This window comes from Pseudomonas sp. 1 R 17, assembly GCF_900067035.1.
Classification (GTDB): domain Bacteria; phylum Pseudomonadota; class Gammaproteobacteria; order Pseudomonadales; family Pseudomonadaceae; genus Aquipseudomonas; species Aquipseudomonas marginalis.
Window position 1 is genome coordinate 55,267 of record NZ_FKLB01000061.1, and the last position, 22,400, is coordinate 77,666.

The following is a 22,400-nucleotide window of genomic DNA, read 5'->3' on the forward strand; positions in this document are numbered from 1 at the left end:
ATGAAAAGCGTCATGACCGCTATCTTGCAAGACGAACCCGGCGCAGACATCGCCCAAGCCCTCGAAGACGGCTGGCTGCCGATTCGTGAAGTGGCGCGCCAGACCGGCGTCAACGCCGTGACCCTGCGCGCCTGGGAACGCCGTTATGGCCTGATCGTGCCCCAGCGCACCCCCAAGGGCCATCGGCTGTTCAATGCCGAGCATGTACAACGCATCCACACCATCCTCACCTGGCTCAATCGCGGCGTGCCGGTCAGCCAGGTAAAAGGCCTGATCGATTCCGCCCAGGCCCTTCCCGATGCCGTAGAGAACGAATGGCAAGCCTTGCGCCAGAACCTGGTGCAGGCCGTCAGCGAACTGGCCGAACGCCGGGTGGACGATGTGTTTAACCAGGCCATGGCGCTGTACCCGCCGCGCACCCTGTGCGAGCAATTGCTGCTGCCGCTGCTGCAGGAGCTGGAACAGCGCTGGCAAGGCCAGTTTGGCGCTCAGATGGAGCGGGTGTTTTTCCTGTCCTGGCTGCGCAGCAAGTTTGGTGCACGCATCTACCACAACAACCGGCAGTTGCACGGCGCGCCGTTGCTGCTGGTCAACCACTCCGACCTGCCCCTGGAGCCGCACCTGTGGCTCAGCGCCTGGCTGGCCAGCAGCGCCGATTGCCCGGTGGAAGTCTTCGACTGGCCGTTGCCCACCGGCGAGTTGGCCCTTGCGGCGGAACACCTGCAACCGCGCGCCGTGCTCCTGTACTCGAGCAAGGCCCTGCAATTGCCGGCATTGACCAAGCTGCTGGCTGGCGTCAATTGCGCAAAACTGCTCGTCGGACCCACGGTCTGCATCCACCAGGCCGAGCTGGCCGTATTAACCCAAGACATTGCGCAATTGTTCGTGGCCGAAGACCCGTTGTCGGCCCATCAGCTCCTGATCCAGCGTGGACTTATCTAAATGCACTTGATCTGGCTGCGCACCGACTTGCGCCTTCACGACAACACCGCCCTGGCCGCGGCCTGCCAGCGAGGCCCGGTGGCGGCCGTGTACCTGGTCACGCCCGAGCAATGGCTGGCCCATGACGATGCCCCCTGCAAAGTGGATTTCTGGCTGCGCAACCTGCAGCACTTGAGCCAGGCCCTGGGCACCCTGAACATTCCCGTGCTGATCCGCCACGCTGCTACCTGGGATCAGGTTCCCGCCGTGTTAAGTGAACTGTGCCGGGAACTGGCCGTAGAGTCGGTGCACGTCAACGAGGAATACGGCATCCATGAAAGCCGTCGCGATGCAGCTGTCGCTGAGGCGCTGGAAGCCGGCGGCGTGACGTTCCACAGCTACCTGGACCAACTGCTTTTCCAACCGGGCAGCGTGCTGACCAAGACCGGCACCTACTTCCAGGTGTTCAGCCAGTTCCGCAAGGTCTGCTACGCGCGCCTGCACAGCGCCCTGCCGCGTCGGGTCGCAACGCCCAAGGCCCAAGCCGTGCTCACGTTCAAGAGCGATCCGATTCCCGAACAGGTCGACGGCTTCGAACCGCCCAGCGACACCTTGCGCGCCCTCTGGCCCGCCGGCGAAGACGAAGCCCGTCGCCGCCTCGACGCCTTTGCCGACCAGCAGATCAGCTACTACAAAGACGAACGGGATTTTCCGGCCAAGCCCGGCACCAGCCAGCTCTCCGCCTACCTGGCCGCCGGCGTGGTTTCGCCGCGCCAATGCCTGCACGCCGCCCTGCAAACCAACCAGGGCGAGTTCGAAAGCGGCGACATCGGCGCCATCACCTGGATCAACGAGCTGCTATGGCGTGAGTTCTACAAGCACATTCTGGTCGGCTACCCACGGGTCTCCCGTCACCGCGCTTTCCGTCCCGAGACCGAAGCCCTGGCCTGGCGCGATGCGCCCGAGGACCTCGCCGCCTGGCAACAGGCGCGCACCGGCCTGCCGATCATCGATGCCGCCATGCGCCAGTTGCTGGAAACCGGCTGGATGCATAACCGCCTGCGCATGGTGGTGGCGATGTTCCTGACCAAGAACCTGTTGATCGACTGGCGCGAAGGCGAGCGCTTCTTCATGCGCCACCTGATCGACGGCGACCTGGCCGCCAACAACGGCGGCTGGCAATGGAGTTCATCCACCGGCACCGATTCGGCGCCGTATTTCCGGATTTTCAGCCCGCTGAGCCAGTCGGAAAAATTCGACAGCGAAGGCGTGTTTATCAAGCACTGGCTGCCGGAGCTGGCCACGTTGAACAAGAAGGAAGTGCACAACCCGCAGGCGCTCGGCGGCCTGTTTGGCGTGGCGGATTACCCGCGCTCGATTGTCGACCTGAAAAAATCCCGCGAACGCGCCCTGGCAGCCTTTCGCAACCTGCCTTCACGCCAGGAGGTCGCCGAACATGAGTGACTTCCTGCGCCGCTTCGCCCAGGCCTTTGCCTCGCTGGACAAGCACAACCTGCAACTGCTCGACAGCCTCTACAGCCAGGACATCGCGTTCACCGACCCGCTGCATGAAGTCCATGGACTGACTGCGCTGCACACGTATTTCGCCGAGCTGTACAGCAACGTCAGCCAGCTGCGCTTCGACTTCCATGGTTTCGACCAGGTGGCCGAAGGCGAAGGTTACCTGCGCTGGAACATGAGTTTCTGCCACCCGCGCCTGGGCAAAGGCAAGATCATCCGCGTGGAGGGCTGCTCGCATTTGATGTGGCGTGACAAGGTGTACCGCCACCGCGATTACTTCGACGCCGGCGCCCTGTTGTACGAACACCTTCCCGTGTTGGGTGGGGTCGTCAGTTGGTTGAAAAGGAGAGTGGGATGAACGCACTGCCGCCCCGTCGTTATTGGCTGACCGGTGCCAGCAGTGGCATCGGCGCCGCGCTGGCCGTGGAGCTGCTCAACAGCGGCGCCCACGTGGCCCTCAGTTCACGCACCAAAGGCCCGCTGGAAGCGCTCGCCCAACGGTACCCCGGCCAGGTGCTCGTGGTGGCCGGCGACCTGACCAACAGCCAGACCGTGCGCGAGATCGGTGAACACATCGGCGCGGCCTGGGGTTCGGTCGACAGCGTGATCCTCAACGCCGGCACCTGTGAATATGTCGACGCCAGGCAATTCGATGCCTCGATTATCGAACACGTGGTGCGCACCAATCTGCTGGCGAGCAGTTACTGCATTGAAGCGGCGCTGCCGTTGTTGCGCGCCGGGCGCACACCACACCTGGTGGGCGTCGCCAGCGCCGTGACCTACCTGCCGATGCCACGGGCCGAAGCGTATGGCGCGTCCAAGGCCGGGCTGCGCTACCTGTTCGAATCCCTGCGCATCAGCCTGTCGCCCGAAAACATTGATGTCACGGTGATCAGCCCGGGCTTCGTCGACACCCCACTCACCGAGCGCAATGACTTCCCGATGCCCCTGAGCTGGCCAGCCGACAAGGCCGCGCGGCATATCTTCGCCAAGCTGGAAAAACGCCCGCTGGAGATCGCCTTCCCCGCACTGTTTATCGCCACGCTGTGGCCGCTGTCGAAACTGCCGAACCGCGCGCAATTGATCATCGGCAAACGCATGTTGCGCAGCCCGCCACCGAAAAAGGACGACCTGTGAAGATCGCCATTATCGGCAGCGGCATCGCCGGGCTGACTAGCGCCTACCTGCTCAGCCGCCGTCACGACATCACGCTGTTCGAGGCGGGCGACCGTATCGGCGGGCATACCCACACGGTCAACGTCACCGTCGAGGGCAAACCCTATGCCGTGGACACCGGCTTCATCGTGTTCAACGACTGGACCTACCCCAACTTCATCCGCTTGCTGGGGCAGATCGGCGTGACCTTCAAACCCACCGAGATGAGCTTTTCGGTGTGCGACCAGGGCAGCGGCTTCGAGTACAACGGCAACAACCTCAACAGCCTGTTTGCCCAGCGCCGCAATATCCTCTCGCCAGGCTTCTGGGGCATGCTGCGTGACATCCTGCGCTTCAATCGCCAGGCCCCGCTGGACCTGCAAGAACAGCGCATCAGCGCCGAGATGACCTTGGGTGACTACCTCGAAGCCGGGGGCTACGGGCCACGGTTTATCCGGCATTACATCGTACCGATGGGCGCGGCGATCTGGTCGATGTCCCTGGCGGACATGCTGAACTTTCCGCTGCAGTTCTTTGTGCGCTTCTTCAAGAACCACGGCTTGCTCTCGGTGAACAACCGTCCACAGTGGTGCGTGATCGAGGGCGGTTCCAGTCGTTATATCGAACCGCTGACCCGCAGCTTTCGTGAACACGTGCGCCTCAACTGCCCCGTGCACTTGGTCGAGCGTGACGCTGAGGGGGTGATTATCCACAGCGCCGCCGGCACCGAAGCTTTCGACAAGGTGGTGTTCGCCTGCCACAGCGACCAGGCACTCGCTTTGCTCGGCGACCCGAGCCAGGCCGAGCAGGAGATCCTCGGCGCCCTGCCCTACGCCGACAATGACGTGGTGCTGCATACCGACACGCGCCTGCTGCCCGACCGCAAACTCGCCTGGGCCAGCTGGAACTACCGGCTGAGCGGCGACGTGCAGACCCAGGCCGCTGTCACCTATGACATGAACATCCTGCAAGGCATCGACAGCGCCACCACCTTTTGCGTCAGCCTCAACCAGACGTCGATGATCAACCCGCTGAAGATCCTCGCGCGCTATACCTACGCCCACCCGCAATACAGCCTGGCCGCCGTAGCCGCACAAGCGCGTTGGGAGGAGCTGAACGGCACCCGCCATACCTGGTACTGCGGCGCCTATTGGGCCAACGGCTTCCATGAAGACGGCGTCGTCAGCGCCCTGCGCGTAGCCGAAGCCTTCGGGGAAAGCCTGTGAACAGCGCCCTGTACAGCGGCTGGATCGCCCATCGGCGGTTTGCACCCAAGGCCCATGCCTTTCGCTACCGCATCGGCCTGCTGTACCTGGACTTAAGCGAACAAGACCAAGTGCTCGGGCTGTCGCCCCTGGCCGGCGCAAGCCGCCTGGCGCCCTTCGGTTTTCGCCAGCAGGACTACCTGCGTGAATTCACGCGCCACGGCATGAGCTTGACCGATGCTGTGCGCCAGGAAGTCGGCAAGGCCCTGGGGCATACACCCCTGGGCGTTATCTGCCTGCTGACCCAGGCCCGCAGTTGGGGCCTGGCTTTTAACCCGGTGAGTTTCTTCTACTGCTTCGAGGCCGATGGGCAACTGGCCGCGATCCTGTGCGAAGTGACCAACACCCCATGGCGCGAACGCTATCACTACGTGCTGCCGGCCCAGGCCCTCAGCGCGGATCAGCACCAACACTTCGCCGTGGCCAAGGCGTTTCACGTGTCGCCGTTTTTGCCGCGCGACCTGGAATACCGCATGAGCTTCAGCCCGCCCGCCGCCAGGCTCGGCGTGCACATGGCCGATTGGCAGGGCGAGGTGAAAGTCTTCGACGCCACCTTGAGCCTGCACAGGGAAACGCTGAACCGCGCCAGCCTGCACCGTTACCTGTGGCGCTATCCGTGGATGACCGCCAAGACCTGCCTGGCCATCTATTGGCAGGCCCTGCGCCTGTTGCTCAAGCGCACACCGATTTTTTCCCATCAGGCCGCCGACGGCGCCTCTCGCACAGCTGTCGGGTACACCAAGGATCGCCGCCATGAAATCCCCTAGCTTATCGGTCAAGACCCACCGCCTGAACGTCAACGGCATGACCAGTGCGCTGCTGCGCAAGGGCGTGCTGCGCCAACTCAGCCAACTGCGCTATGGCCAGTTGGTGGTGATCGAGGACGGCGAGCGCCAGGTATTCGGCGCACGGGAAGCGCACCTGCTGGGGGAAATCCAGATTGTCGATTCGGCGGTCTGGGGCCTGGTGGCGGCCAACGGTTCCGTCGGTGCGGGCGAGGCCTTTATCCACGGCTATTGGACCAGCCCGGACCTGACGGCGGTGGTGCGGGTGATGGTGAGTAACCTGGATGTGCTCGACGCGATGGAGGGTGGCCTGGCGAGATTGGCACGGCCGTTCACGCAAGGCCTGCACTGGCTCAACCGCAACACGCGCAAGGGCTCGCAAAAAAACATCGCCGCCCACTACGACCTCGGCAATGAGCTGTTCGCGGAATTCCTCGACCCGACCATGATGTATTCGGCCGCGCAGTTCCTGACGCCCGACGACAGCCTGGAACAGGCGCAACTGAACAAACTGCAACGCATCTGCCAGAAGCTCGCACTCAAACCCACCGATCATCTGCTGGAAATCGGCACCGGCTGGGGCAGCATGGCGCTGTATGCGGCGCAGCAGTACGGCTGCAAGGTCACCACCACGACCTTGTCCAAAGAGCAGTTCGCCTACACCGAAAAACGCATCGCAGCCCTGGGCTTGCAAGACCAGGTCACGTTATTGCTGCAGGACTACCGCGACCTGACCGGCGAGTACGACAAATTGGTGTCCATCGAGATGATCGAAGCGGTGGGCCATCGCTTCCTGCCGACCTACTTCAAGCAGTGCGCGCACCTGCTCAAGCGTGACGGCCTGATGTTGCTGCAAGCCATCACCATCCGTGAGCAACGCTTCGAGCAGGCGAAAAACAGCGTCGACTTTATCCAGCGCTATATCTTCCCCGGCGGTGCCCTGCCCAGTGTGCAGAACATGCTGCACATCGTCAGCCGCGACACCGATATGAACCTGCTGCACATGGAGGACTTCGGCCTGCACTACGCGCGAACCCTGCGCCTGTGGCACGAGAACTTTCGCCACGCCCACGGCCGCCTGACGGAGCTGGGCTACGACGAATATTTCCTGCGGTTGTGGGAGTTCTACCTGTGCTACTGCGAGGGCGGCTTTATGGAGCGCACCATTGGCACCGCGCAATTGCTATTGGCCAAACCGTCGGCCATCAACCCTCCGTTGCTCGGGCGCTTCAGTGCTTAAACCACTGGCCAATGCCGTGCTGTTCCAGTGCGGGTGGTTTGCCTGCGTACTCGGTGGCGATAGCCCTTGGTTGCTGGTGGGGCTGGCGGTGCTGGTTATCCATCTGTTGTGGATAAGTAAAGGGGCTGGGGACGCGACGCTGATCATAAGCGTGACGCTGGCCGGCACGCTATTGGACACGGTGTTGCGCGCTTTGGGCGTGTTCAAGTTCAACGAGCCGGGACCGTTGATTCCGTTCTGGCTGATGTTGTTGTGGGCCCTGCTGGCAACCACCCTGCGCCATTGCCTGGCCTGGAGTGCACGGCCCTGGTGGCGTGCGACGTTAATGGGTGCGCTGGGCGGACCAATGTCGTATTACGCCGGCAGCCACTTGGCGGGGGTGCAGTTCGGATTCGGCGCGGCGCCCACCCTGGTTGGGCTTGCTGTGCTCTGGGCCATGGTTTTCACCCTGTTGACAGTTGCCGCAATGCGCAAAAGTTGAAGCCGGTCGGCTTCTACTTGCAGCTTGGCGCTTAAAGCTTGAAGCTGCTGCTCTATGACCAACATCCCCCACATTCAAATCACCGAACCCGCCGTCACCTGCTCGACCTGCGCGGCCTGCTGCTGCCAGCTGGAAGTGATGCTGATCACCGACACCGGCGTGCCGGAGCGCTATATCGACACTGACGATTGGGGCGGTGAGGTGATGCTGCGCCTGGATGACGGCTGGTGCGCGGCGCTGGATCGGGACACGATGATGTGCACGATTTACGAACGTCGGCCGCTGATCTGCCGGGAGTTCGAGATGGGCGCACCGGAGTGCCTGACCGAACGCGAAGGCATCGCCACGGCCTACCGCTGATCTGAAGACTGATGACGATCAAAAAGTGTGGGAGGGCTTGCCCCCGCCCACACTGTCTTGCAGCGTTCCTGGGAATTACAGCGGCATGGTGTAGTGCAGCGAGTAGCTTTCTACACCATCGTTATTGCTGCTGATCCCGGCATTGGAGTAGTGCGTGGCGCGAATGCCGACTTCATGCCCACCGGTGAAGCGCAGGCCAAAGCCCAGGCGGTCTTCGAACTGGAAAGCCTGGCCGATGTTGTTGTCTTCCAGCTTGGTACGGGAAAACACTGCCACGCCAATCCCGGCTTCTATGTAAGGCTTGACCGACTGGCCGGCGAATTCATACACAAATACCGGCGAGAACGACAGGCTGCTGGCACCTGCACGGTCATCCCCCTCCCAATAGGTATAGGCGCCGCTCCAATAGCCGGTCAGACGACCGACGTCGCTCTGCATCCAGCTTTTGTCCCAATCCGAGGTCAGGCCCAGTCGATAGGTCAACGTCGAATCGCTGGTGCTGCCCACCCCAAACTCCAGGCCTGCGGCCTGGGCCGAAACAGAGTGTCCCACCACTACGGCCGCAATCGCGGCCAAACAGAACAAGCGCTTCATAAGAAACAGTCCTTTGAAAACAAAGTTGTATGATTTTTTACAGGCCATCTCGCTATAGAAGCCGACGCACACTCAGAAGTTCAGCGACATTTCACGAAATTTTCACGACCCGAAGCTTCGCACAACTGCAGAATGTTTCCATAGTGTCGGTAGGATATTTCTTAGGTGATACACATCGCCACTGGTCCAGAACTGTGCAGGCTCAGGATCGCCGAGGGCCAGCAGGTCGCGTTCGCCCAGCAAACGCTTGAGCTGACGTGCGACGGCAGCGCCGGTGTCGATGAGGATGATGCTGGCAGGCAGCATCTGCGCCAGAAGCGGCTTGAGGAAGGGATAGTGGGTACAGCCGAGGATGATGGTGTCGCAGCCGGCGCTGAGCAGCGGGTCGATATAGCCCTGCAACAACTGACGCAGGGCCGGGCTGTCCAGATCACCGGTTTCAATCAGCTCCACCAGGCCCGGACACGGCTGGGTGATCACCCGCACATCGGTGGCAAACCGATCGAGCAACGCGGCGAACTTGGCGCTTTGCAGGGTGCCGGTAGTGGCGAGCACCCCGACCACGCCACTGCGCGTGGCCGCCGCGGCGGGTTTGACCGCGGGCTCCATGCCCACCAGGGGCCAATCGGGGTAGTCCTGGCGCAAATCCGCGACGGCCGCCACGGTTGCGGTGTTGCAGGCAATCACAAAAGCCTTGGCGCCCTGCTCGCGGAAAAACCCGGCGACAGACCGGGAGCGCTCAAGAATGAACGCGGGGGTTTTCTCGCCGTAGGGGATATGTCCGCAATCGGCCACGTACAACAGGGACTCATGGGGCAGCAATTGCTGAATCTCGTCCAGCACCGACAAGCCGCCGACACCGGAATCGAACACACCGATTGGCGCGTCCTTACCCATGTTGCGTCCCGCAGACACTGCAAGCGGGATCACGCTTGACCCGCAATTCGCGAAAACGTGTGGTCAACGCATCGATCAGCAGCAAGCGTCCCACCAACGGCTCGCCGAAACCCGCCAGCAGTTTCAGGGCCTCCAGGGCTTGCAGGCTACCGACCAGGCCCACCAGTGGGCCGACCACACCCGCTTCGCTGCAGGTCAGTTCAGTGTCGCTGCCGTGCCCGTATAAACAGTGATAGCACGGGCTTTCGGCACGACGTGGATCGAACACCGACAGTTGCCCTTCAAGCCGAATCGCCGCGCCGCTGATCAATGGCCTGGACGCCGCCACGCAGGCGGCATTGACGGCCTCGCGGGTGGAGAAGTTGTCGCTGCAATCGAGCACTACGTCCACACCCGCCACCGCCGCCGCCAAGGTATCGGCATCCAGCGCGATGGGGTGGGCGATCAATGTGATTTCGGGGTTGAGGGCGCTCAGGCGGCGCATGGCCGAATTGACCTTGGCCTGCCCGACGCTGTCGGTGTCATGGATGATCTGGCGTTGCAGGTTGGTGAGGTCGACGGTGTCGAAATCCGCCAGGTGCAATTCACCGACACCCGCGGCAGCCAGGTACATCGCCACCGGGGCACCCAGGCCACCGAGGCCGACGATCAACGCACGGCCGTTTTTCAGGCGCAATTGGCCGTCGATGTCGACATGCTGCAACAGAATCTGTCGGCTGTAGCGCAACAGCTCATGATCGGTCAGCACGGCCAGCGTCCCAGGGAGATGCGTTCGTGACCGCCAAGGTCGATGCGGCTGTGCACCTGCTCGAAGCCTTGGCTCAGCAACAGGTCGCGCACCGCGCCAGCCTGGTCGTAACCGTGCTCCAGCAGCAGCCAACCCGCGACGTTCAGGTGGGCCGGGGCCTGAGCGATGATCAACCGCAGGTCGTCCAGGCCATCATGGCCCGCCACCAGGGCGCTGGCCGGCTCGAAACGCACATCGCCCGCCACCAGGTGCGGATCGTTGGCGGCGATGTAGGGCGGGTTGCTGATGATCAGGTCGTAGGCGTGGCCTGCCAGGGCGCTGAACCAATGGCTGTTGAGCACCGTGGCGTTATGGAGGTACAGGCGCTGGCGATTGCGTTCGGCCAGCGCCACGGCTTCCAGCACGCGGTCGACGGCCGTGACGTGCCAGGCCGGACGCTCGCTGGCCAGGGCCAGGGCGATGGCGCCGCTGCCAGTACCGAGATCGAGGACCTTGACCGGTGTGGCCGGTAACAATTCCAGGGCCGCTTCCACCAGCAGCTCGGTGTCCGGACGCGGGATCAGCGTGTGGGGCGCGACCTCCAGGTCCAGCTTCCAGAAACCTTGCTGACCGAGGATATAGGCCACCGGCTCGCCGGCGCGGCGGCGTTGCAGGTAGCCGGCAAACACCAGGGCGTGTTCGCTGCTGACGATTTTTTCCGGCCAGGTGTGCAGGTAGCTACGGGACTTGCCCAAGGCCGCTGCCAGCAATAACTCGGCATCCAGGCGCGCCGTGGGCGAGTCGGGCAGGTCGGCGGCGCGCAGCAGGCTGGCGATAATGGTCATTTATTCACCTATCGCCGCCAGCTGATCGGCCTGGTATTCGGCGAGCAATGGCTCGATCACCGCATCCACGCCACCAGCGAGAATCTCGTCCAGGGAGTAAAGGGTGAGGTTGACCCGGTGGTCGGTGACCCGGCCCTGGGCAAAGTTGTAGGTACGGATGCGCTCGGAGCGGTCGCCCGAGCCCACCAGCAATTTGCGCTCGCTGGCAATCGCGTTGGCGGCGGCGCTGGTCTGCTGGTCATTGAGCTTGGCCGAGAGCCACGACATGGCCCGTGCACGGTTCTTGTGCTGGGAACGTTCTTCCTGGCACTCCACCACGATGCCCGACGGCAAGTGAGTGATACGAATCGCCGAGTCCGTCTTGTTGACGTGCTGGCCACCGGCGCCCGACGAGCGGTAGGTGTCGACCCGCAGGTCGGCCGGGTTGATCTCGATGGCTTCCTGCTCGTCCGGCTCGGGCAACACGGCCACCGTGCAGGCCGAGGTGTGGATGCGACCTTGGGATTCCGTCGCGGGAACCCGCTGCACACGGTGGGCACCGGACTCGAACTTCAGCTTGCCATAGACGTTGTCGCCTTCGACCCGCGCGATGACTTCTTTATAGCCGCCATGCTCACCTTCGTTCTCGGACAGGATCTCGACCCGCCAACCGCGACGCTCGGCATAACGTGAATACATGCGGAACAGGTCGCCGGAGAAAATCGCCGCTTCATCACCGCCGGTGCCGGCACGGATTTCAAGGAACACATTGCGCCCGTCGTTGGGGTCCTTGGGCAGCAGCATGCGCTGCAGGTCACCTTCCAGCTCGGCCAACTTTTCCTTGGCGTCGCGGACTTCTTCCACGGCCATTTCACGCATGTCCGGGTCGCTGTCCTTGAGCAGCGCCTGGGCGCCTTCGAGGTCGGCCTGCACTTTGGTGAGATTTTTGTACGTGGCCACAATAGGCTCAACTTCGGCGTATTCCTTGGAATAGGCGCGGAACTTGGTTTGATCGGAAATGACTTCGCCGTCGCCGAGCAAGGCGGTCAGTTCTTCGAAACGGTCCTGGAGCACGTCCAGTTTATTGAGCAGTGACGCTTTCATTGCGATTTTTTATCCGAAGAGCTGGGCGCGCCCTCACCGAGGGCAAAGAGTTCCTGGGCCATGGCCAGCGCATCGAGGCGGCCTTCGGCAGTCAGTTTTTTCAATTGTACGCTGGGCGCATGCAGCAACTTGTTGGTCAGGCCGCGGGCCAGTTGCATCAGCACCTCCTCGGCGCTGCTGCCGTTGGCGAGCAGGCGCTGGGCCTTGATCAACTCTTCATCACGCAGGCGTTCGCCCTGCTGACGATACGCCTTGAGCACATCCACCGCCGCCAGCTCACGCAGGCGCACCATGAACTCTTCGGCGCCGACGCTGACCATCTCTTCAGCCGCCTGGGCAGCGCCCTGGCGACTCTTGAGGTTTTCGGCGACCACTTCATGGAGATCGTCGACGCTGTAGAGGTAAACGTCGTCCAACTCGCCGACTTCGGGCTCGATATCCCGGGGAACGGCAATGTCGACCATGAAGATCGGCTTGTGCTTGCGCAGTTTCAGCGCGCTTTCCACCGCGCCCTTGCCGAGGATCGGCAGTTGGCTGGCGGTGGAGCTAATGACGATATCGCTGCGCACCAGTTCGGCGGGGATGTCCGACAGCAGCACCGCATGGGCGCCGAACTGTTCGGCGAGGATGCTGGCGCGCTCCAGGGTACGGTTGGCGACCACGATGCGCTTTACGCCCAGGTCATGCAGGTGGCGGGCAACCAGGGTGATGGTCTCGCCGGCGCCGATCAACAGCGCCTGGCTACGCTGAAGGTCGCTGAAAATCTGCTTGGCCAGGCTGACGGCGGCAAACGCCACGGACACCGGGTTTTCACCGATGGCGGTGTCGGTGCGCACCTGCTTGGCGGAATTGAAGGTGGCCTGGAACAGACGGCCCAGCAGCGGACCGACGGTGCCGGCCTCGCGCGCCACGGCATAGGCGGATTTCATCTGGCCCAGGATCTGCGGCTCGCCCAACACCAGCGAATCGAGACCGGATGCCACGCGCATCATGTGACGAACTGCCGCATCGTCTTCGTGCACATAGGCGCTCGCGCGCAGGTCGTCGAGGCTCAAATGGTGATAATCGGCCAGCCAGCGCAGTACCACATCCGCCGAGAGATGTTCCTGCTCTATATAAAGCTCACTGCGATTGCAGGTCGAAAGGATCGCAGCTTCGCGGCTGTCGGTGAGACGGCAGAGCTGCTGCAAGGCCTCAACCAACTGCTCTGGCGTAAACGCCACGCGCTCGCGCACGTCTACGGAAGCAGTCTTGTGGTTAATACCGAGTGCGAGGAAGGCCATTCAATATCGCTGATGATGTCGGGAAGCCGACAATTGTCCTACTTCGAAAGATTCAGAACAACCACCGTCGTCTATTGTCCTAATGCCTTGTGCCTATAAACGCATCAATTGAGACTCGGTTATGTTTGGCCGAAGGCTTGTGTCATGATGATCCGACCGCAGGTTAGTCGTCCTCTTCCTATATGAATAGATCTTCCGCGTTGCTCCTTGCTTTTGTCTTCCTCAGCGGCTGCCAGGCCATGGCACCCGTGTCGCCGGACGGTACACCGCCGGTGGAAGACAGCACACCCGCCCCTGAAAAGCCCAAGGTTTATTCCTCGTTCAGTGAAGAAACGGTGTTCAGCCTGCTCAGTGCGGAACTGGCCGGCCAGCGCAATCGCTTCGATATTGCGCTGGATAACTACGTGACCCAGGCCATCAACACCCAGGATCCGGGAATTTCCGAGCGGGCGTTCCGCATTGCCGAGTACCTCGGGGCCGATCAGGCCGCGCTGGATACTTCGCTGATCTGGGCAAAGAACGCGCCGGACGATCTGGAAGCCCAGCGGGCAGCCGCCATTCAATTGGCGCGGGCCGGGCGCTATGACGACTCCATGGTCTATATGGAGAAAGTCCTGCAAGGCAAGGGCGACACCCATTTCGACTTCCTTGCGCTTTCGGCTGCCGACACCGACCAGGACACCCGCAATGGCCTGATGAAGAGTTTCGACCGCCTGCTGCAAAAACACCCGAAGAACAGCCAACTGATATTCGGCAAGGCCCTGCTGCTGCAACAGGATGATGAAGCCGAAGCCGCACTGAAGCTGCTGGAACAGAACCCGCCGGAAGACGGCGAGATCGCGCCGATTCTGCTGCGCGCGCGCCTGCTTCAGAACCTCAACCGCGGCAAGGAAGCGATTCCACTGCTGGAAAAAAGCATCAAGAAATACCCGGACGACAAGCGCCTGCGCCTGACTTACGCACGCACCCTGGTGGAGCAGGACCGCATGGAGGACGCCAAAGTGCAGTTCGCCAACCTGCTCCAGCAATACCCGGATGACGATGAACTGCGTTACTCCCTGGCGCTGGTGTGCCTGGAAGCCAAGGCCTGGGACGAGGCCAAGGGTTACCTGGAAGAGCTGATCGAGCGCGAAAGTCATGTCGACTCGGCGCACCTGAACCTGGGCCGCATCGCTGAAGAGCGCAGCGACCCGCAGGCCGCCCTGCTCGAATACGCACAGGTCGGCCCAGGCAACGACTACCTGCCGGCCCAACTGCGCCAGGCCGACATCCTGATGAGCAACGGGCGTACCGATGAGGCAGAAAAACGCCTGGCCGCTGCACGGGATGCCGAACCGGACTACGGGATCCAGCTTTACCTGATCCAGGCCGAGACCTTGTCAGCCAATAATCAGGGCGATCGCGCCTGGAAGGTGCTGCAACAGGCCTTGCTGCAATTCCCCGACGATTTGAACCTGCTGTATACCCGCGCCATGCAGGCGGAAAAACGCAATGACCTGGCGCAGATGGAAAAAGACCTGCGCCTGATCATCAAGCGCGACCCGGACAACGCCATGGCCCTGAATGCCCTGGGCTACACCTTGTCCGACCGCACCACGCGCTACGACGAAGCCAAGGCGTTGATCGAACAGGCGCACAAGCTCAACCCGGAAGACCCGGCCGTACTCGACAGCCTGGGCTGGGTGAACTATCGCCTGGGTAACCTCGACGAAGCCGAACGCTTGCTGCGCCAGGCCCTGGAGCGCTTCCCCGACCAGGAAGTCGCTGCACACCTGGGCGAGGTGCTGTGGGCCAATGGCAAGCAGCGCGAAGCCCGCCAGATCTGGGAAAAATTCCTCAAGGAACAACCCGAAAGCCCCATCCTGCGCGGCACCATCAAGCGCCTGACCGGATCCGAGACCCTTTAAGCTTATGTTCTTGCGCCACGTTATCGTTTTCAGCTTCATCGCCCTGCTCGCCGGTTGCGCGGGCTTCGGTGCCCGCGAATCCGTTGAGGGCCAGGGCAACCCGGCGCAATGGAAGCAGCACAAGGATCAGCTCGGCAGTATCGACGGCTGGCAGATCGAAGGCAAAGTCGGGGTGCGCGCACCGAAAGATTCCGGCAGCGGCACCTTGTTCTGGCTGCAACGCCAGGATTACTACGACATTCGCTTGTCCGGCCCCCTGGGGCGCGGCGCCGCGCGCCTGACCGGCCGCCCGGGACAAGTCAGCCTCGAAGTCGCCAACCAGGGTCGCTACGAGGCCACCTCGCCCGAAGCGCTGCTGGAAGAGCAGATTGGCTGGAAACTGCCTGTCTCGCACCTGGTGTGGTGGGTCCGCGGCTTGCCCGCGCCGGACAGCAAGAGCCGCCTGAGCCTCAACGGTGACAGCCGCCTGGCCACCCTGGAACAGGATGGCTGGCAGGTCGAGTACCTCAGCTACGTGGAACAGGGCGGTTATTGGCTGCCAGAGCGCATCAAGCTGCATGGCACCGACCTTGACGTCACGCTGGTGATCAAGGACTGGCAACCGCGCAAGCTGGGGCAATAACGTGGCCGTACAAAAACTGACCCTGCCCTCTCCTGCCAAACTCAATCTGATGCTGCACATTCTCGGTCGCCGTGAAGACGGCTACCACGAGCTGCAGACACTGTTTCAATTTCTCGACTACGGCGATGAGCTCACCTTCGCCCTGCGCGACGATGGCGTGATCCAGCTGCACACTGAATTCGAAGGCGTGCCCCACGACAGCAACCTGATCGTGAGGGCCGCGAAAAAACTCCAGGAGCAGTCCGGCTGTTCCCAGGGCATCGATATATGGATCGATAAAATTCTGCCCATGGGTGGCGGAATCGGTGGTGGCAGCTCGAATGCAGCGACCACACTGCTGGGTCTGAACCATTTGTGGCAACTGGGCTGGGACCATGATCGCCTGGCTGCGCTGGGCCTCACGCTGGGCGCCGACGTCCCGGTTTTCGTGCGTGGACACGCCGCTTTTGCTGAGGGCGTGGGGGAAAAACTCACCCCGGAATACCCCGAAGAGCCGTGGTATGTCGTGCTTGTCCCGCAAGTATCTGTAAGTACAGCAGAAATTTTTTCAGATCCGCTGTTGACACGTAACTCTCCTCCCATTAAAGTGCGCCCCGTTCCCAAGGGAAACAGTCGAAATGACTGCTTACCGGTTGTAGCAAGGCGTTATCCAGAGGTACGTAACGCTTTGAATTTGTTAGGTAAATTTACCGAAGCAAAATTAACCGGAACTGGAAGTTGTGTGTTTGGGGGCTTCCCAAGCAAAGCTGAAGCTGATAAAGTCTCGGCCCTTCTTACAGAGACCCTTACAGGGTTTGTAGCAAAAGGAAGCAACGTTTCGATGTTGCATCGCAAGCTGCAAAGTCTGCTCTAAAAGGAATCGAGTACTGGGTACTCGTTGCAACAGATACAGGGGCGTCGCCAAGCGGTAAGGCAGCAGGTTTTGATCCTGCCATGCGTTGGTTCGAATCCAGCCGCCCCTGCCATTTTATAATACTCATCCAGGTTACCCTCAGCCTCTAGGTACTGCGCGTGTCCAAGATGATGGTCTTTACGGGGAACGCCAACCCCGATCTGGCTCGACGTGTCGTACGTCAGCTGCATATCCCTCTCGGTGACATCTCTGTCGGTAAATTCTCCGACGGCGAAATTACAGCCGAGATCAATGAAAACGTCCGCGGTAAAGACGTCTTCATTATCCAGCCGACCTGCGCTCCGACCAACGATAACCTGATGGAACTCGTCGTGATGGCTGATGCCTTCCGCCGCTCCTCAGCGACTCGAATCACAGCTGTAATCCCTTACTTTGGTTATGCCCGCCAGGATCGCCGTCCGCGTTCCGCACGTGTGGCTATCAGCGCGAAAGTCGTTGCTGACATGCTGACCGTGGTAGGTATCGACCGTGTGCTCACGGTTGACCTGCACGCTGACCAAATCCAGGGGTTCTTCGATATTCCGGTAGATAACATCTACGGCTCCCCCGTCTTGGTGGATGACATCGAAGACCAGCGCTTTGAAAACCTGATGATCGTGTCCCCGGACATTGGTGGCGTCGTGCGTGCACGAGCTGTTGCCAAATCCCTGGGCGTGGACCTCGGGATCATCGACAAGCGCCGTGAGAAAGCCAATCACTCTGAAGTGATGCATATCATCGGTGATGTCGAAGGGCGTACCTGTATTCTGGTTGATGACATGGTCGACACCGCCGGCACCCTGTGCCACGCGGCCAAAGCCTTGAAAGAGCACGGTGCAGCTAAAGTCTTCGCCTACTGCACACACCCTGTGCTGTCGGGCCGAGCGATCGAGAACATCGAGAACTCTGTGCTGGACGAATTGGTGGTGACCAACACCATCCCGTTGTCCGCCGCCGCTCAAGCCTGTGCGCGTATCCGTCAACTGGATATTGCACCGGTAGTTGCCGAAGCGGTTCGCCGCATCAGCAACGAAGAATCGATCAGCGCGATGTTCCGCTAAGGGTCAAACCTTCGGAACACCTCACTGACGAAAAGCGCCCCGCCCCAGCATACTGTTGGGGCGGGGCTTTTTTGCCCATATCGCCTTTAGCGCTGGTCGCAAACGCTGGGGCGAATGTGGTTATTTTGGAGATACAACATGAACGATTTTACTCTGAATGCTGAAGTGCGTTCCGACCTGGGGAAAGGTGCGAGCCGCCGCCTGCGTCGTCTCGCAAGCCTGGTTCCAGCTGTAGTTTACGGTGGCGACAAAGCCCCTGAATCCATCAGCATGCTGGCTAAAGAAGTTGCCAAACTGCTCGAAAACGATGCGGCCTACAGCCACGTTATCGAACTGAACGTTGGCGGCAAAAAGCAAAACGTCATCATCAAAGCCCTGCAACGTCACCCATCCAAGGGTCACGTTCTGCACGCTGACTTCGTACGCGTCGTAGCCGGCCAGAAACTGACCGCTATCGTGCCTGTGCACTTTGTTGGTGAAGAAGCTCCGGTCAAGAAAGGCGGCGAGATCTCTCACGTCCTGAACGAAATCGAAGTGACTTGCCTGCCGAAAGATCTGCCTGAGTTCATCGAAGTCGACCTGTCGGCTCTGGAAATCGGCGCAATCATCCACCTGTCCGACCTCAAGGCTCCTAAAGGCGTTGAGTTTGTCGCACTGGCTCACGGTGATGACAAAGCTGTTGCAAACGTACACGCTCCACGCGTTGCTCCAGAAGCTGAAGAAGGCGCTGCAGAGTAATTCACTCTGTATTGCCGGAGCTTGAGGAAACATCGCGGACCGAAACGTAGCGAGAAAGCGGGCGATAACGCGGCGTTTACTCTTGAGTAAATGATCTCTTGTCGTCCACTTTCGCCGCACGCGGGTGTAGCGATGTTATCCACAACTCCAAAGGAAGGGCCCCTGTCGTGACTGCCATTAAACTGATCGTTGGCCTGGGAAATCCAGGCGCCGAATACGAACAGACCCGGCATAACGCAGGGGCCCTTTTTGTTGAGCGCATCGCCCACGCCCAAGGTGTAAACCTGGTGGCCGATCGCAAATATTTTGGCCTGACCGGACGCTTCTCGCATCAGGGTCAGGATGTTCGTCTGTTGATTCCCACCACCTACATGAACCGCAGCGGCCAGGCTGTAGCGGCGCTTGCGGGCTTCTTCAGGATCAAACCCGAAGAAATCCTGGTGGCCCATGACGAACTGGACCTGCCACCCGGCGTTGCCAAGCTCAAGCTCGGCGGCGGGCACGGCGGGCACAATGGCCTGCGCGACATCATCGCGCAGTTGGGCAATCAGAATAATTTTTACCGCCTGCGGCTCGGCATTGGCCACCCAGGCGTCGCCAGTATGGTTTCAAATTTCGTCCTGGGTCGTGCGCCACGCGCCGAACAGGAAAAACTCGATGCCAGCATCGACTTTGCCCTCGGCGTGCTGCCGGATATCTTCGCCGGTGAATGGAACCGCGCGATGAAAAACCTGCACAGCCAGAAGGCCTGACTTTTTTCCGAGGGGAAACACCATGGGATTCAATTGCGGCATCGTCGGCCTGCCCAACGTCGGCAAATCCACCTTGTTCAACGCTTTGACCAAGTCCGGTATTGCGGCGGAGAACTTCCCCTTCTGCACCATCGAACCCAACAGCGGCATCGTGCCGATGCCCGATCCGCGCCTGGAAGCACTGGCGGCCATCGTCAATCCCAAGCGCATCCTGCCGACCACCATGGAGTTCGTCGACATCGCAGGCCTGGTAGCCGGCGCGTCGAAAGGTGAAGGCCTGGGCAACAAGTTCCTGGCCAACATCCGTGAAACCGATGCCATCGCCCACGTGGTCCGCTGCTTTGAAGACGAGAACGTGATTCACGTCTCCAACAGCGTCGACCCGAAACGCGACATCGAGATCATCGACTTGGAACTGATCTTCGCCGACCTCGACAGCTGCGAGAAGCAACTGCAGAAAGTCGCACGCAACGCCAAAGGCGGCGACAAGGACGCAGTGGTCCAGAAAGGCCTGCTGGAACAGTTGATCGCGCACTTCACCCTGGGCAAGCCGGCACGCAGCCTGATGAAGACCATGGGCGCTGACGAGAAGGCCGTGGTCAAGGGTTTCCACCTGCTGACCACCAAGCCAGTGATGTACATCGCCAACGTCGCTGAAGACGGCTTCGAGAACAACCCTCTGCTCGACGTGGTCAAGGCCATCGCCGACGAAGAAGGCGCCATCGTGGTGCCGGTGTGCAACAAGATTGAAGCGGAAATCGCCGAGCTGGATGACGGCGAAGAAAAAGACATGTTCCTTGAGGCCCTGGGCCTGGAAGAGCCTGGCCTGAACCGTGTGATCCGCGCCGGCTACGAAATGCTCAACCTGCAGACCTACTTCACCGCCGGTGTCGAAGAAGTCCGCGCCTGGACCGTAAAAGTCGGCGCCACTGCGCCACAGGCTGCCGGTGTGATCCACACCGACTTTGAAAAAGGCTTTATCCGCGCGGAAGTGATCGCCTACAACGACTTTATCCAGTTCAAGGGTGAGGCCGGTGCCAAGGAAGCGGGTAAATGGCGTTTGGAAGGTAAGGAATACATTGTTAAAGATGGCGATGTGATGCACTTCCGCTTTAACGTGTAAACGCTACCTGCGAAGTCTACGACAAATAAAAAAGCCGATGCACTGCATCGGCTTTTTTGTAGGTAAAACTTCCTAACATAGGACAAGCATCGTTCACACTTCACTATCAGACTTCCCCTACTTACTCCCCCGCCTTTAATGCAGCCAGGCAGCTGCACAATTTAACCTCAATAATGCCGGGGTTTTCCTACATTATTCCGGCCCACACTTACGTCAATATCCCAGTATAAGTTCTATACCCTCATTCCTGATTGACGAGCATAGACTGTCCTCTCAACACTGAAGTCGAGCGATAATGGAGAACTCTTCGATGTCGGTCTCCACCCTTGGAGAAAATGAAAAAGATACTTCACTCTTCGAAGACACGGATATTGAAAACACACTGAGCAGCACGGCCCCCCTCAATATAGACATACTGTTGCTGGGAGAAACCGGCACTGGCAAAGATACCCTGGCGCAGCGGGTTCACCGCCTATCGACCCGGCGGGGCAATTTTGTCGCGGTCAATTGTGCGGCTATTCCTGATAGCCTCGCCGAAAGCCAATTGTTCGGCGTCAACAGCGGTGCCTATACCGGCGCCATCCAGTCCCGTGCCGGTTTTATCGAGGCAGCCCATCTCGGCACCCTGTACCTCGATGAGATCGATAGCATGCCGTTGAACCTGCAAGCCAAACTGCTGCGCGCGCTGGAGTCGCGGGGGGTAGAGCGCCTGGGCTCAACCCGCTTCATCCCGGTGGACATGCGTGTGATCGCGTCTGCCCAACAATCGCTCCACCAGATGGTCGAACTCGGAACCTTCAGGCGCGACCTGTACTTCCGTCTGAATGTCGTCAACATCCAGCTTCCAGCCTTGCGTGATCGGCGAGAGCACATCATCCCGTTGTTCCTGGAGATGATTCAGCAGGAAGCCCACCGGTTCAAACGCACTGCCCCGCCGCCCTCCGACGGGCTGCTGCAACAACTGCTGTGCCATACCTGGCAGGGTAATGTTCGGGAGTTACGCTCCACGGCCAAAAGGTTCGTGCTGGGCCTGCCACCGTTTTCAACCTCAGTGAGCGAGCTGCAGGATGCCCAGGTGAACCTTAAGACACGCCTGCAGCACATTGAAAAAGCCTTGATTGAAGAGTCGCTGCACCGCCACCTGTATTGCGTGGATACCGTGGCGATTGAATTGGGTATGGCAAAACGCACGCTGTACTACAGGATGAAGAAATTGGACATCCCACTGTCCTGAGGACAAAGGGAACTATTAAATACTCAGTAAAACTCCATCCTTCCAACTCAAAAACCACATATATAGAAACAAATAGCCACAAACCTGTTTGGAACGGTTTAGCCCCATGAACCACCTACTCACAGCCTGGTTCAAGTTACAAAAAGTTCCAGACATCCACGAAGCTTGACTCACGACAAGTGAATCAACGTTCAAAACATCAAACTCGGAGTCTTATTATGGCTGGTATATCCGGTAGTAATTCGTACGGTTCAAACGCATACAACAACGCCTCGATGTTCGGTGGTGCCGATGGGGTAGCTGGTGGTGGAGGTGGTGCAGGTTCCGCGTCTGATCGCGCAGCCGCCGTCGCAGAGGCGACTTTCCAAGAGAGCTTGAAGGCAAAGATGATCACTGGCTTGTACGCCGCAGCTAAAGAAATCCGCTCGTAACAGGACCACCTCCCTGGCTCATTAGCCGGGGAGGTGTCATATGAGCTTAAATCGCAAATGCGGCATCCGCCATTATCACCAACCTGCTTCAGCCCCCATACCGCAGGCCCTATATGCAGATAGAAGCATTTGATTTTTCAACGCTGAATACGCGTCGCGGAGGCACTGATGTTACACAGAAAAACTCAATATCCAGCACGGATGTAAGTTTCTTCGCGTCAATGCTCGAAGGCTCGAAAGCCAGCACGCCTGCCGTCGCCCCCCCTGCTGTATTAGCCATGCTGGCGGAGCATTCAAGTTATATCGAAAATAAAAAAAACCGCCTCGCGCGGGCGCTGAAATCATCAAGTAAAGGCATGGACTCTGAAAAATTCAGAGAGTACCCGCGCGAACTCTCTAATGTGGCGCTCACTACCCAACTGTTAGTAAAGAGCCTTGGCAAGACAAGCCAATGCATCGACAAAATCTGTAACATGCAATAGT

Annotated in this window: 24 protein-coding genes and 1 tRNA gene; 19 read left to right on the forward strand and 6 right to left on the reverse strand. The window is 60.2% G+C overall.

The window, feature by feature from the left end:
• The first annotated feature begins 12 nt into the window (after positions 1–12).
• The 9 genes from BFP99_RS25015 to BFP99_RS25055 are packed head-to-tail and all read left to right on the forward strand — an operon-like array spanning position 13 to position 7,728.
• Positions 13–942, forward strand: coding sequence for a MerR family transcriptional regulator (locus BFP99_RS25015; RefSeq protein WP_065924058.1), 930 nt, complete (start codon positions 13–15; stop codon positions 940–942).
• Entirely contained in the window at positions 943–2,385 is a 1,443-nt protein-coding gene (phrB, locus tag BFP99_RS25020) for a deoxyribodipyrimidine photo-lyase (RefSeq protein WP_065948469.1), read from the forward strand.
• Positions 2,378–2,800, forward strand: coding sequence for a nuclear transport factor 2 family protein (locus BFP99_RS25025; RefSeq protein ID WP_065924056.1), 423 nt, complete (start codon positions 2,378–2,380; stop codon positions 2,798–2,800). Before phrB ends, BFP99_RS25025 begins: the two co-directional genes overlap by 8 nt.
• Complete coding sequence (locus tag BFP99_RS25030; RefSeq protein ID WP_065924055.1) at positions 2,797–3,579, forward strand: SDR family NAD(P)-dependent oxidoreductase; 783 nt, start codon at positions 2,797–2,799, stop codon at positions 3,577–3,579. The genes BFP99_RS25025 and BFP99_RS25030 overlap by 4 nt, the downstream gene beginning before the upstream one ends.
• On the forward strand, positions 3,576–4,823 hold the full coding sequence (locus BFP99_RS25035) for an NAD(P)/FAD-dependent oxidoreductase (protein ID WP_065948470.1): 1,248 nt from the start codon (positions 3,576–3,578) through the stop codon (positions 4,821–4,823). Before BFP99_RS25030 ends, BFP99_RS25035 begins: the two co-directional genes overlap by 4 nt.
• Complete coding sequence (locus tag BFP99_RS25040) at positions 4,820–5,629, forward strand: DUF1365 domain-containing protein (protein WP_065924053.1); 810 nt, start codon at positions 4,820–4,822, stop codon at positions 5,627–5,629. The genes BFP99_RS25035 and BFP99_RS25040 overlap by 4 nt, the downstream gene beginning before the upstream one ends.
• The gene (locus BFP99_RS25045; RefSeq protein WP_065924052.1) at positions 5,616–6,887 is read left to right on the forward strand and encodes an SAM-dependent methyltransferase; all 1,272 of its coding nucleotides are present in this window, start codon (positions 5,616–5,618) and stop codon (positions 6,885–6,887) included. The genes BFP99_RS25040 and BFP99_RS25045 overlap by 14 nt, the downstream gene beginning before the upstream one ends.
• A complete protein-coding gene (locus BFP99_RS25050) occupies positions 6,880–7,368 on the forward strand; it encodes a DUF2878 domain-containing protein (protein WP_065948471.1) in 489 nt (162 codons plus the stop codon). The genes BFP99_RS25045 and BFP99_RS25050 overlap by 8 nt, the downstream gene beginning before the upstream one ends.
• Before the next feature lie 54 nt (positions 7,369–7,422).
• A complete protein-coding gene (locus tag BFP99_RS25055) occupies positions 7,423–7,728 on the forward strand; it encodes a YkgJ family cysteine cluster protein (RefSeq protein ID WP_027606879.1) in 306 nt (101 codons plus the stop codon).
• Positions 7,729–7,803: 75 nt separating this feature from the next.
• On the opposite strand, the gene BFP99_RS25060 is transcribed toward BFP99_RS25055, so the two are convergent.
• From BFP99_RS25060 to hemA, 6 genes are all read right to left on the reverse strand, one after another.
• Positions 7,804–8,322 carry an acyloxyacyl hydrolase gene (locus tag BFP99_RS25060; RefSeq protein WP_027606880.1) on the reverse strand — a complete coding sequence of 173 codons (519 nt, stop codon included), beginning with the start codon at positions 8,320–8,322 and terminating at the stop codon, positions 7,804–7,806.
• 102 nt (positions 8,323–8,424) lie between these two features.
• On the reverse strand, positions 8,425–9,219 hold the full coding sequence (gene murI, locus BFP99_RS25065; RefSeq protein WP_065924050.1) for a glutamate racemase: 795 nt from the start codon (positions 9,217–9,219) through the stop codon (positions 8,425–8,427).
• Positions 9,212–9,967 (reverse strand): molybdopterin-synthase adenylyltransferase MoeB, encoded by a 756-nt coding sequence (locus BFP99_RS25070; RefSeq protein WP_065948472.1) that lies wholly within the window; start codon positions 9,965–9,967, stop codon positions 9,212–9,214. The genes murI and BFP99_RS25070 overlap by 8 nt, the downstream gene beginning before the upstream one ends.
• Positions 9,961–10,791: a peptide chain release factor N(5)-glutamine methyltransferase gene (gene prmC / locus BFP99_RS25075; RefSeq protein WP_065948473.1), complete on the reverse strand. Its 831-nt coding sequence runs from the start codon at positions 10,789–10,791 to the stop codon at positions 9,961–9,963. Before prmC ends, BFP99_RS25070 begins: the two co-directional genes overlap by 7 nt.
• Positions 10,792–11,874, reverse strand: a complete 1,083-nt coding sequence (gene prfA / locus BFP99_RS25080) for a peptide chain release factor 1 (protein ID WP_065948474.1) — start codon at positions 11,872–11,874, stop codon at positions 10,792–10,794. It abuts the gene before it with no gap.
• Positions 11,871–13,157, reverse strand: coding sequence for a glutamyl-tRNA reductase (gene hemA / locus BFP99_RS25085; protein WP_027606885.1), 1,287 nt, complete (start codon positions 13,155–13,157; stop codon positions 11,871–11,873). Before hemA ends, prfA begins: the two co-directional genes overlap by 4 nt.
• Positions 13,158–13,339: 182 nt before the next feature.
• Between hemA and BFP99_RS25090 the strand changes: the two genes are divergently transcribed.
• The 10 genes from BFP99_RS25090 to BFP99_RS32430 all read left to right on the forward strand — a co-directional run bounded on the left by BFP99_RS25090 (position 13,340) and on the right by BFP99_RS32430 (position 22,399).
• Complete coding sequence (locus tag BFP99_RS25090) at positions 13,340–15,064, forward strand: tetratricopeptide repeat protein (RefSeq protein WP_065924047.1); 1,725 nt, start codon at positions 13,340–13,342, stop codon at positions 15,062–15,064.
• Positions 15,065–15,068: 4 nt separating this feature from the next.
• Positions 15,069–15,686, forward strand: coding sequence for a lipoprotein insertase outer membrane protein LolB (gene lolB / locus BFP99_RS25095; protein WP_027606887.1), 618 nt, complete (start codon positions 15,069–15,071; stop codon positions 15,684–15,686).
• A gap of 49 nt (positions 15,687–15,735) precedes the next feature.
• Positions 15,736–16,539, forward strand: a complete 804-nt coding sequence (ispE, locus tag BFP99_RS25100) for a 4-(cytidine 5'-diphospho)-2-C-methyl-D-erythritol kinase (protein ID WP_205885421.1) — start codon at positions 15,736–15,738, stop codon at positions 16,537–16,539.
• Positions 16,540–16,576: 37 nt separating this feature from the next.
• Positions 16,577–16,651: transfer RNA gene (locus BFP99_RS25105), tRNA-Gln, on the forward strand.
• A gap of 46 nt (positions 16,652–16,697) precedes the next feature.
• Positions 16,698–17,639, forward strand: a complete 942-nt coding sequence (locus BFP99_RS25110) for a ribose-phosphate pyrophosphokinase (RefSeq protein ID WP_003171603.1) — start codon at positions 16,698–16,700, stop codon at positions 17,637–17,639.
• A gap of 138 nt (positions 17,640–17,777) precedes the next feature.
• A complete protein-coding gene (locus BFP99_RS25115; RefSeq protein WP_027606889.1) occupies positions 17,778–18,377 on the forward strand; it encodes a 50S ribosomal protein L25/general stress protein Ctc in 600 nt (199 codons plus the stop codon).
• 167 nt (positions 18,378–18,544) lie between these two features.
• Positions 18,545–19,129 (forward strand): aminoacyl-tRNA hydrolase, encoded by a 585-nt coding sequence (gene pth, locus BFP99_RS25120; RefSeq protein ID WP_010213318.1) that lies wholly within the window; start codon positions 18,545–18,547, stop codon positions 19,127–19,129.
• Positions 19,130–19,151: 22 nt separating this feature from the next.
• Positions 19,152–20,252 carry a redox-regulated ATPase YchF gene (ychF, locus tag BFP99_RS25125; RefSeq protein ID WP_065924046.1) on the forward strand — a complete coding sequence of 367 codons (1,101 nt, stop codon included), beginning with the start codon at positions 19,152–19,154 and terminating at the stop codon, positions 20,250–20,252.
• Between the two features lie 310 nt (positions 20,253–20,562).
• Positions 20,563–21,486: a sigma 54-interacting transcriptional regulator gene (locus BFP99_RS25130; protein WP_065924028.1), complete on the forward strand. Its 924-nt coding sequence runs from the start codon at positions 20,563–20,565 to the stop codon at positions 21,484–21,486.
• 544 nt (positions 21,487–22,030) lie between these two features.
• Positions 22,031–22,399 carry an EscI/YscI/HrpB family type III secretion system inner rod protein gene (locus tag BFP99_RS32430; protein WP_074843642.1) on the forward strand — a complete coding sequence of 123 codons (369 nt, stop codon included), beginning with the start codon at positions 22,031–22,033 and terminating at the stop codon, positions 22,397–22,399.
• The last annotated feature ends 1 nt before the right edge of the window (position 22,400 follow it).

Bases quoted from the DNA above. Each gene is read 5' to 3' on its own strand.
- BFP99_RS25015 (WP_065924058.1), top strand. From the start codon at position 13: ATGACCGCTATCTTGCAAGACGAACCCGGCGCAGACATCGCCCAAGCC.
- phrB (WP_065948469.1), top strand. From the start codon at position 943: ATGCACTTGATCTGGCTGCGCACCGACTTGCGCCTTCACGACAACACC.
- BFP99_RS25025 (WP_065924056.1), top strand. From the start codon at position 2,378: ATGAGTGACTTCCTGCGCCGCTTCGCCCAGGCCTTTGCCTCGCTGGAC.
- BFP99_RS25030 (WP_065924055.1), top strand. From the start codon at position 2,797: ATGAACGCACTGCCGCCCCGTCGTTATTGGCTGACCGGTGCCAGCAGT.
- BFP99_RS25045 (WP_065924052.1), top strand. From the start codon at position 5,616: ATGAAATCCCCTAGCTTATCGGTCAAGACCCACCGCCTGAACGTCAAC.
- BFP99_RS25055 (WP_027606879.1), top strand. From the start codon at position 7,423: ATGACCAACATCCCCCACATTCAAATCACCGAACCCGCCGTCACCTGC.
- BFP99_RS25060 (WP_027606880.1), bottom strand. From the start codon at position 8,322: ATGAAGCGCTTGTTCTGTTTGGCCGCGATTGCGGCCGTAGTGGTGGGA.
- murI (WP_065924050.1), bottom strand. From the start codon at position 9,219: ATGGGTAAGGACGCGCCAATCGGTGTGTTCGATTCCGGTGTCGGCGGC.
- prmC (WP_065948473.1), bottom strand. From the start codon at position 10,791: ATGACCATTATCGCCAGCCTGCTGCGCGCCGCCGACCTGCCCGACTCG.
- prfA (WP_065948474.1), bottom strand. From the start codon at position 11,874: ATGAAAGCGTCACTGCTCAATAAACTGGACGTGCTCCAGGACCGTTTC.
- hemA (WP_027606885.1), bottom strand. From the start codon at position 13,157: ATGGCCTTCCTCGCACTCGGTATTAACCACAAGACTGCTTCCGTAGAC.
- BFP99_RS25090 (WP_065924047.1), top strand. From the start codon at position 13,340: ATGAATAGATCTTCCGCGTTGCTCCTTGCTTTTGTCTTCCTCAGCGGC.
- lolB (WP_027606887.1), top strand. From the start codon at position 15,069: ATGTTCTTGCGCCACGTTATCGTTTTCAGCTTCATCGCCCTGCTCGCC.
- ispE (WP_205885421.1), top strand. From the start codon at position 15,736: ATGCTGCACATTCTCGGTCGCCGTGAAGACGGCTACCACGAGCTGCAG.
- BFP99_RS25115 (WP_027606889.1), top strand. From the start codon at position 17,778: ATGAACGATTTTACTCTGAATGCTGAAGTGCGTTCCGACCTGGGGAAA.
- ychF (WP_065924046.1), top strand. From the start codon at position 19,152: ATGGGATTCAATTGCGGCATCGTCGGCCTGCCCAACGTCGGCAAATCC.
- BFP99_RS25130 (WP_065924028.1), top strand. From the start codon at position 20,563: ATGTCGGTCTCCACCCTTGGAGAAAATGAAAAAGATACTTCACTCTTC.
- BFP99_RS32430 (WP_074843642.1), top strand. From the start codon at position 22,031: ATGCAGATAGAAGCATTTGATTTTTCAACGCTGAATACGCGTCGCGGA.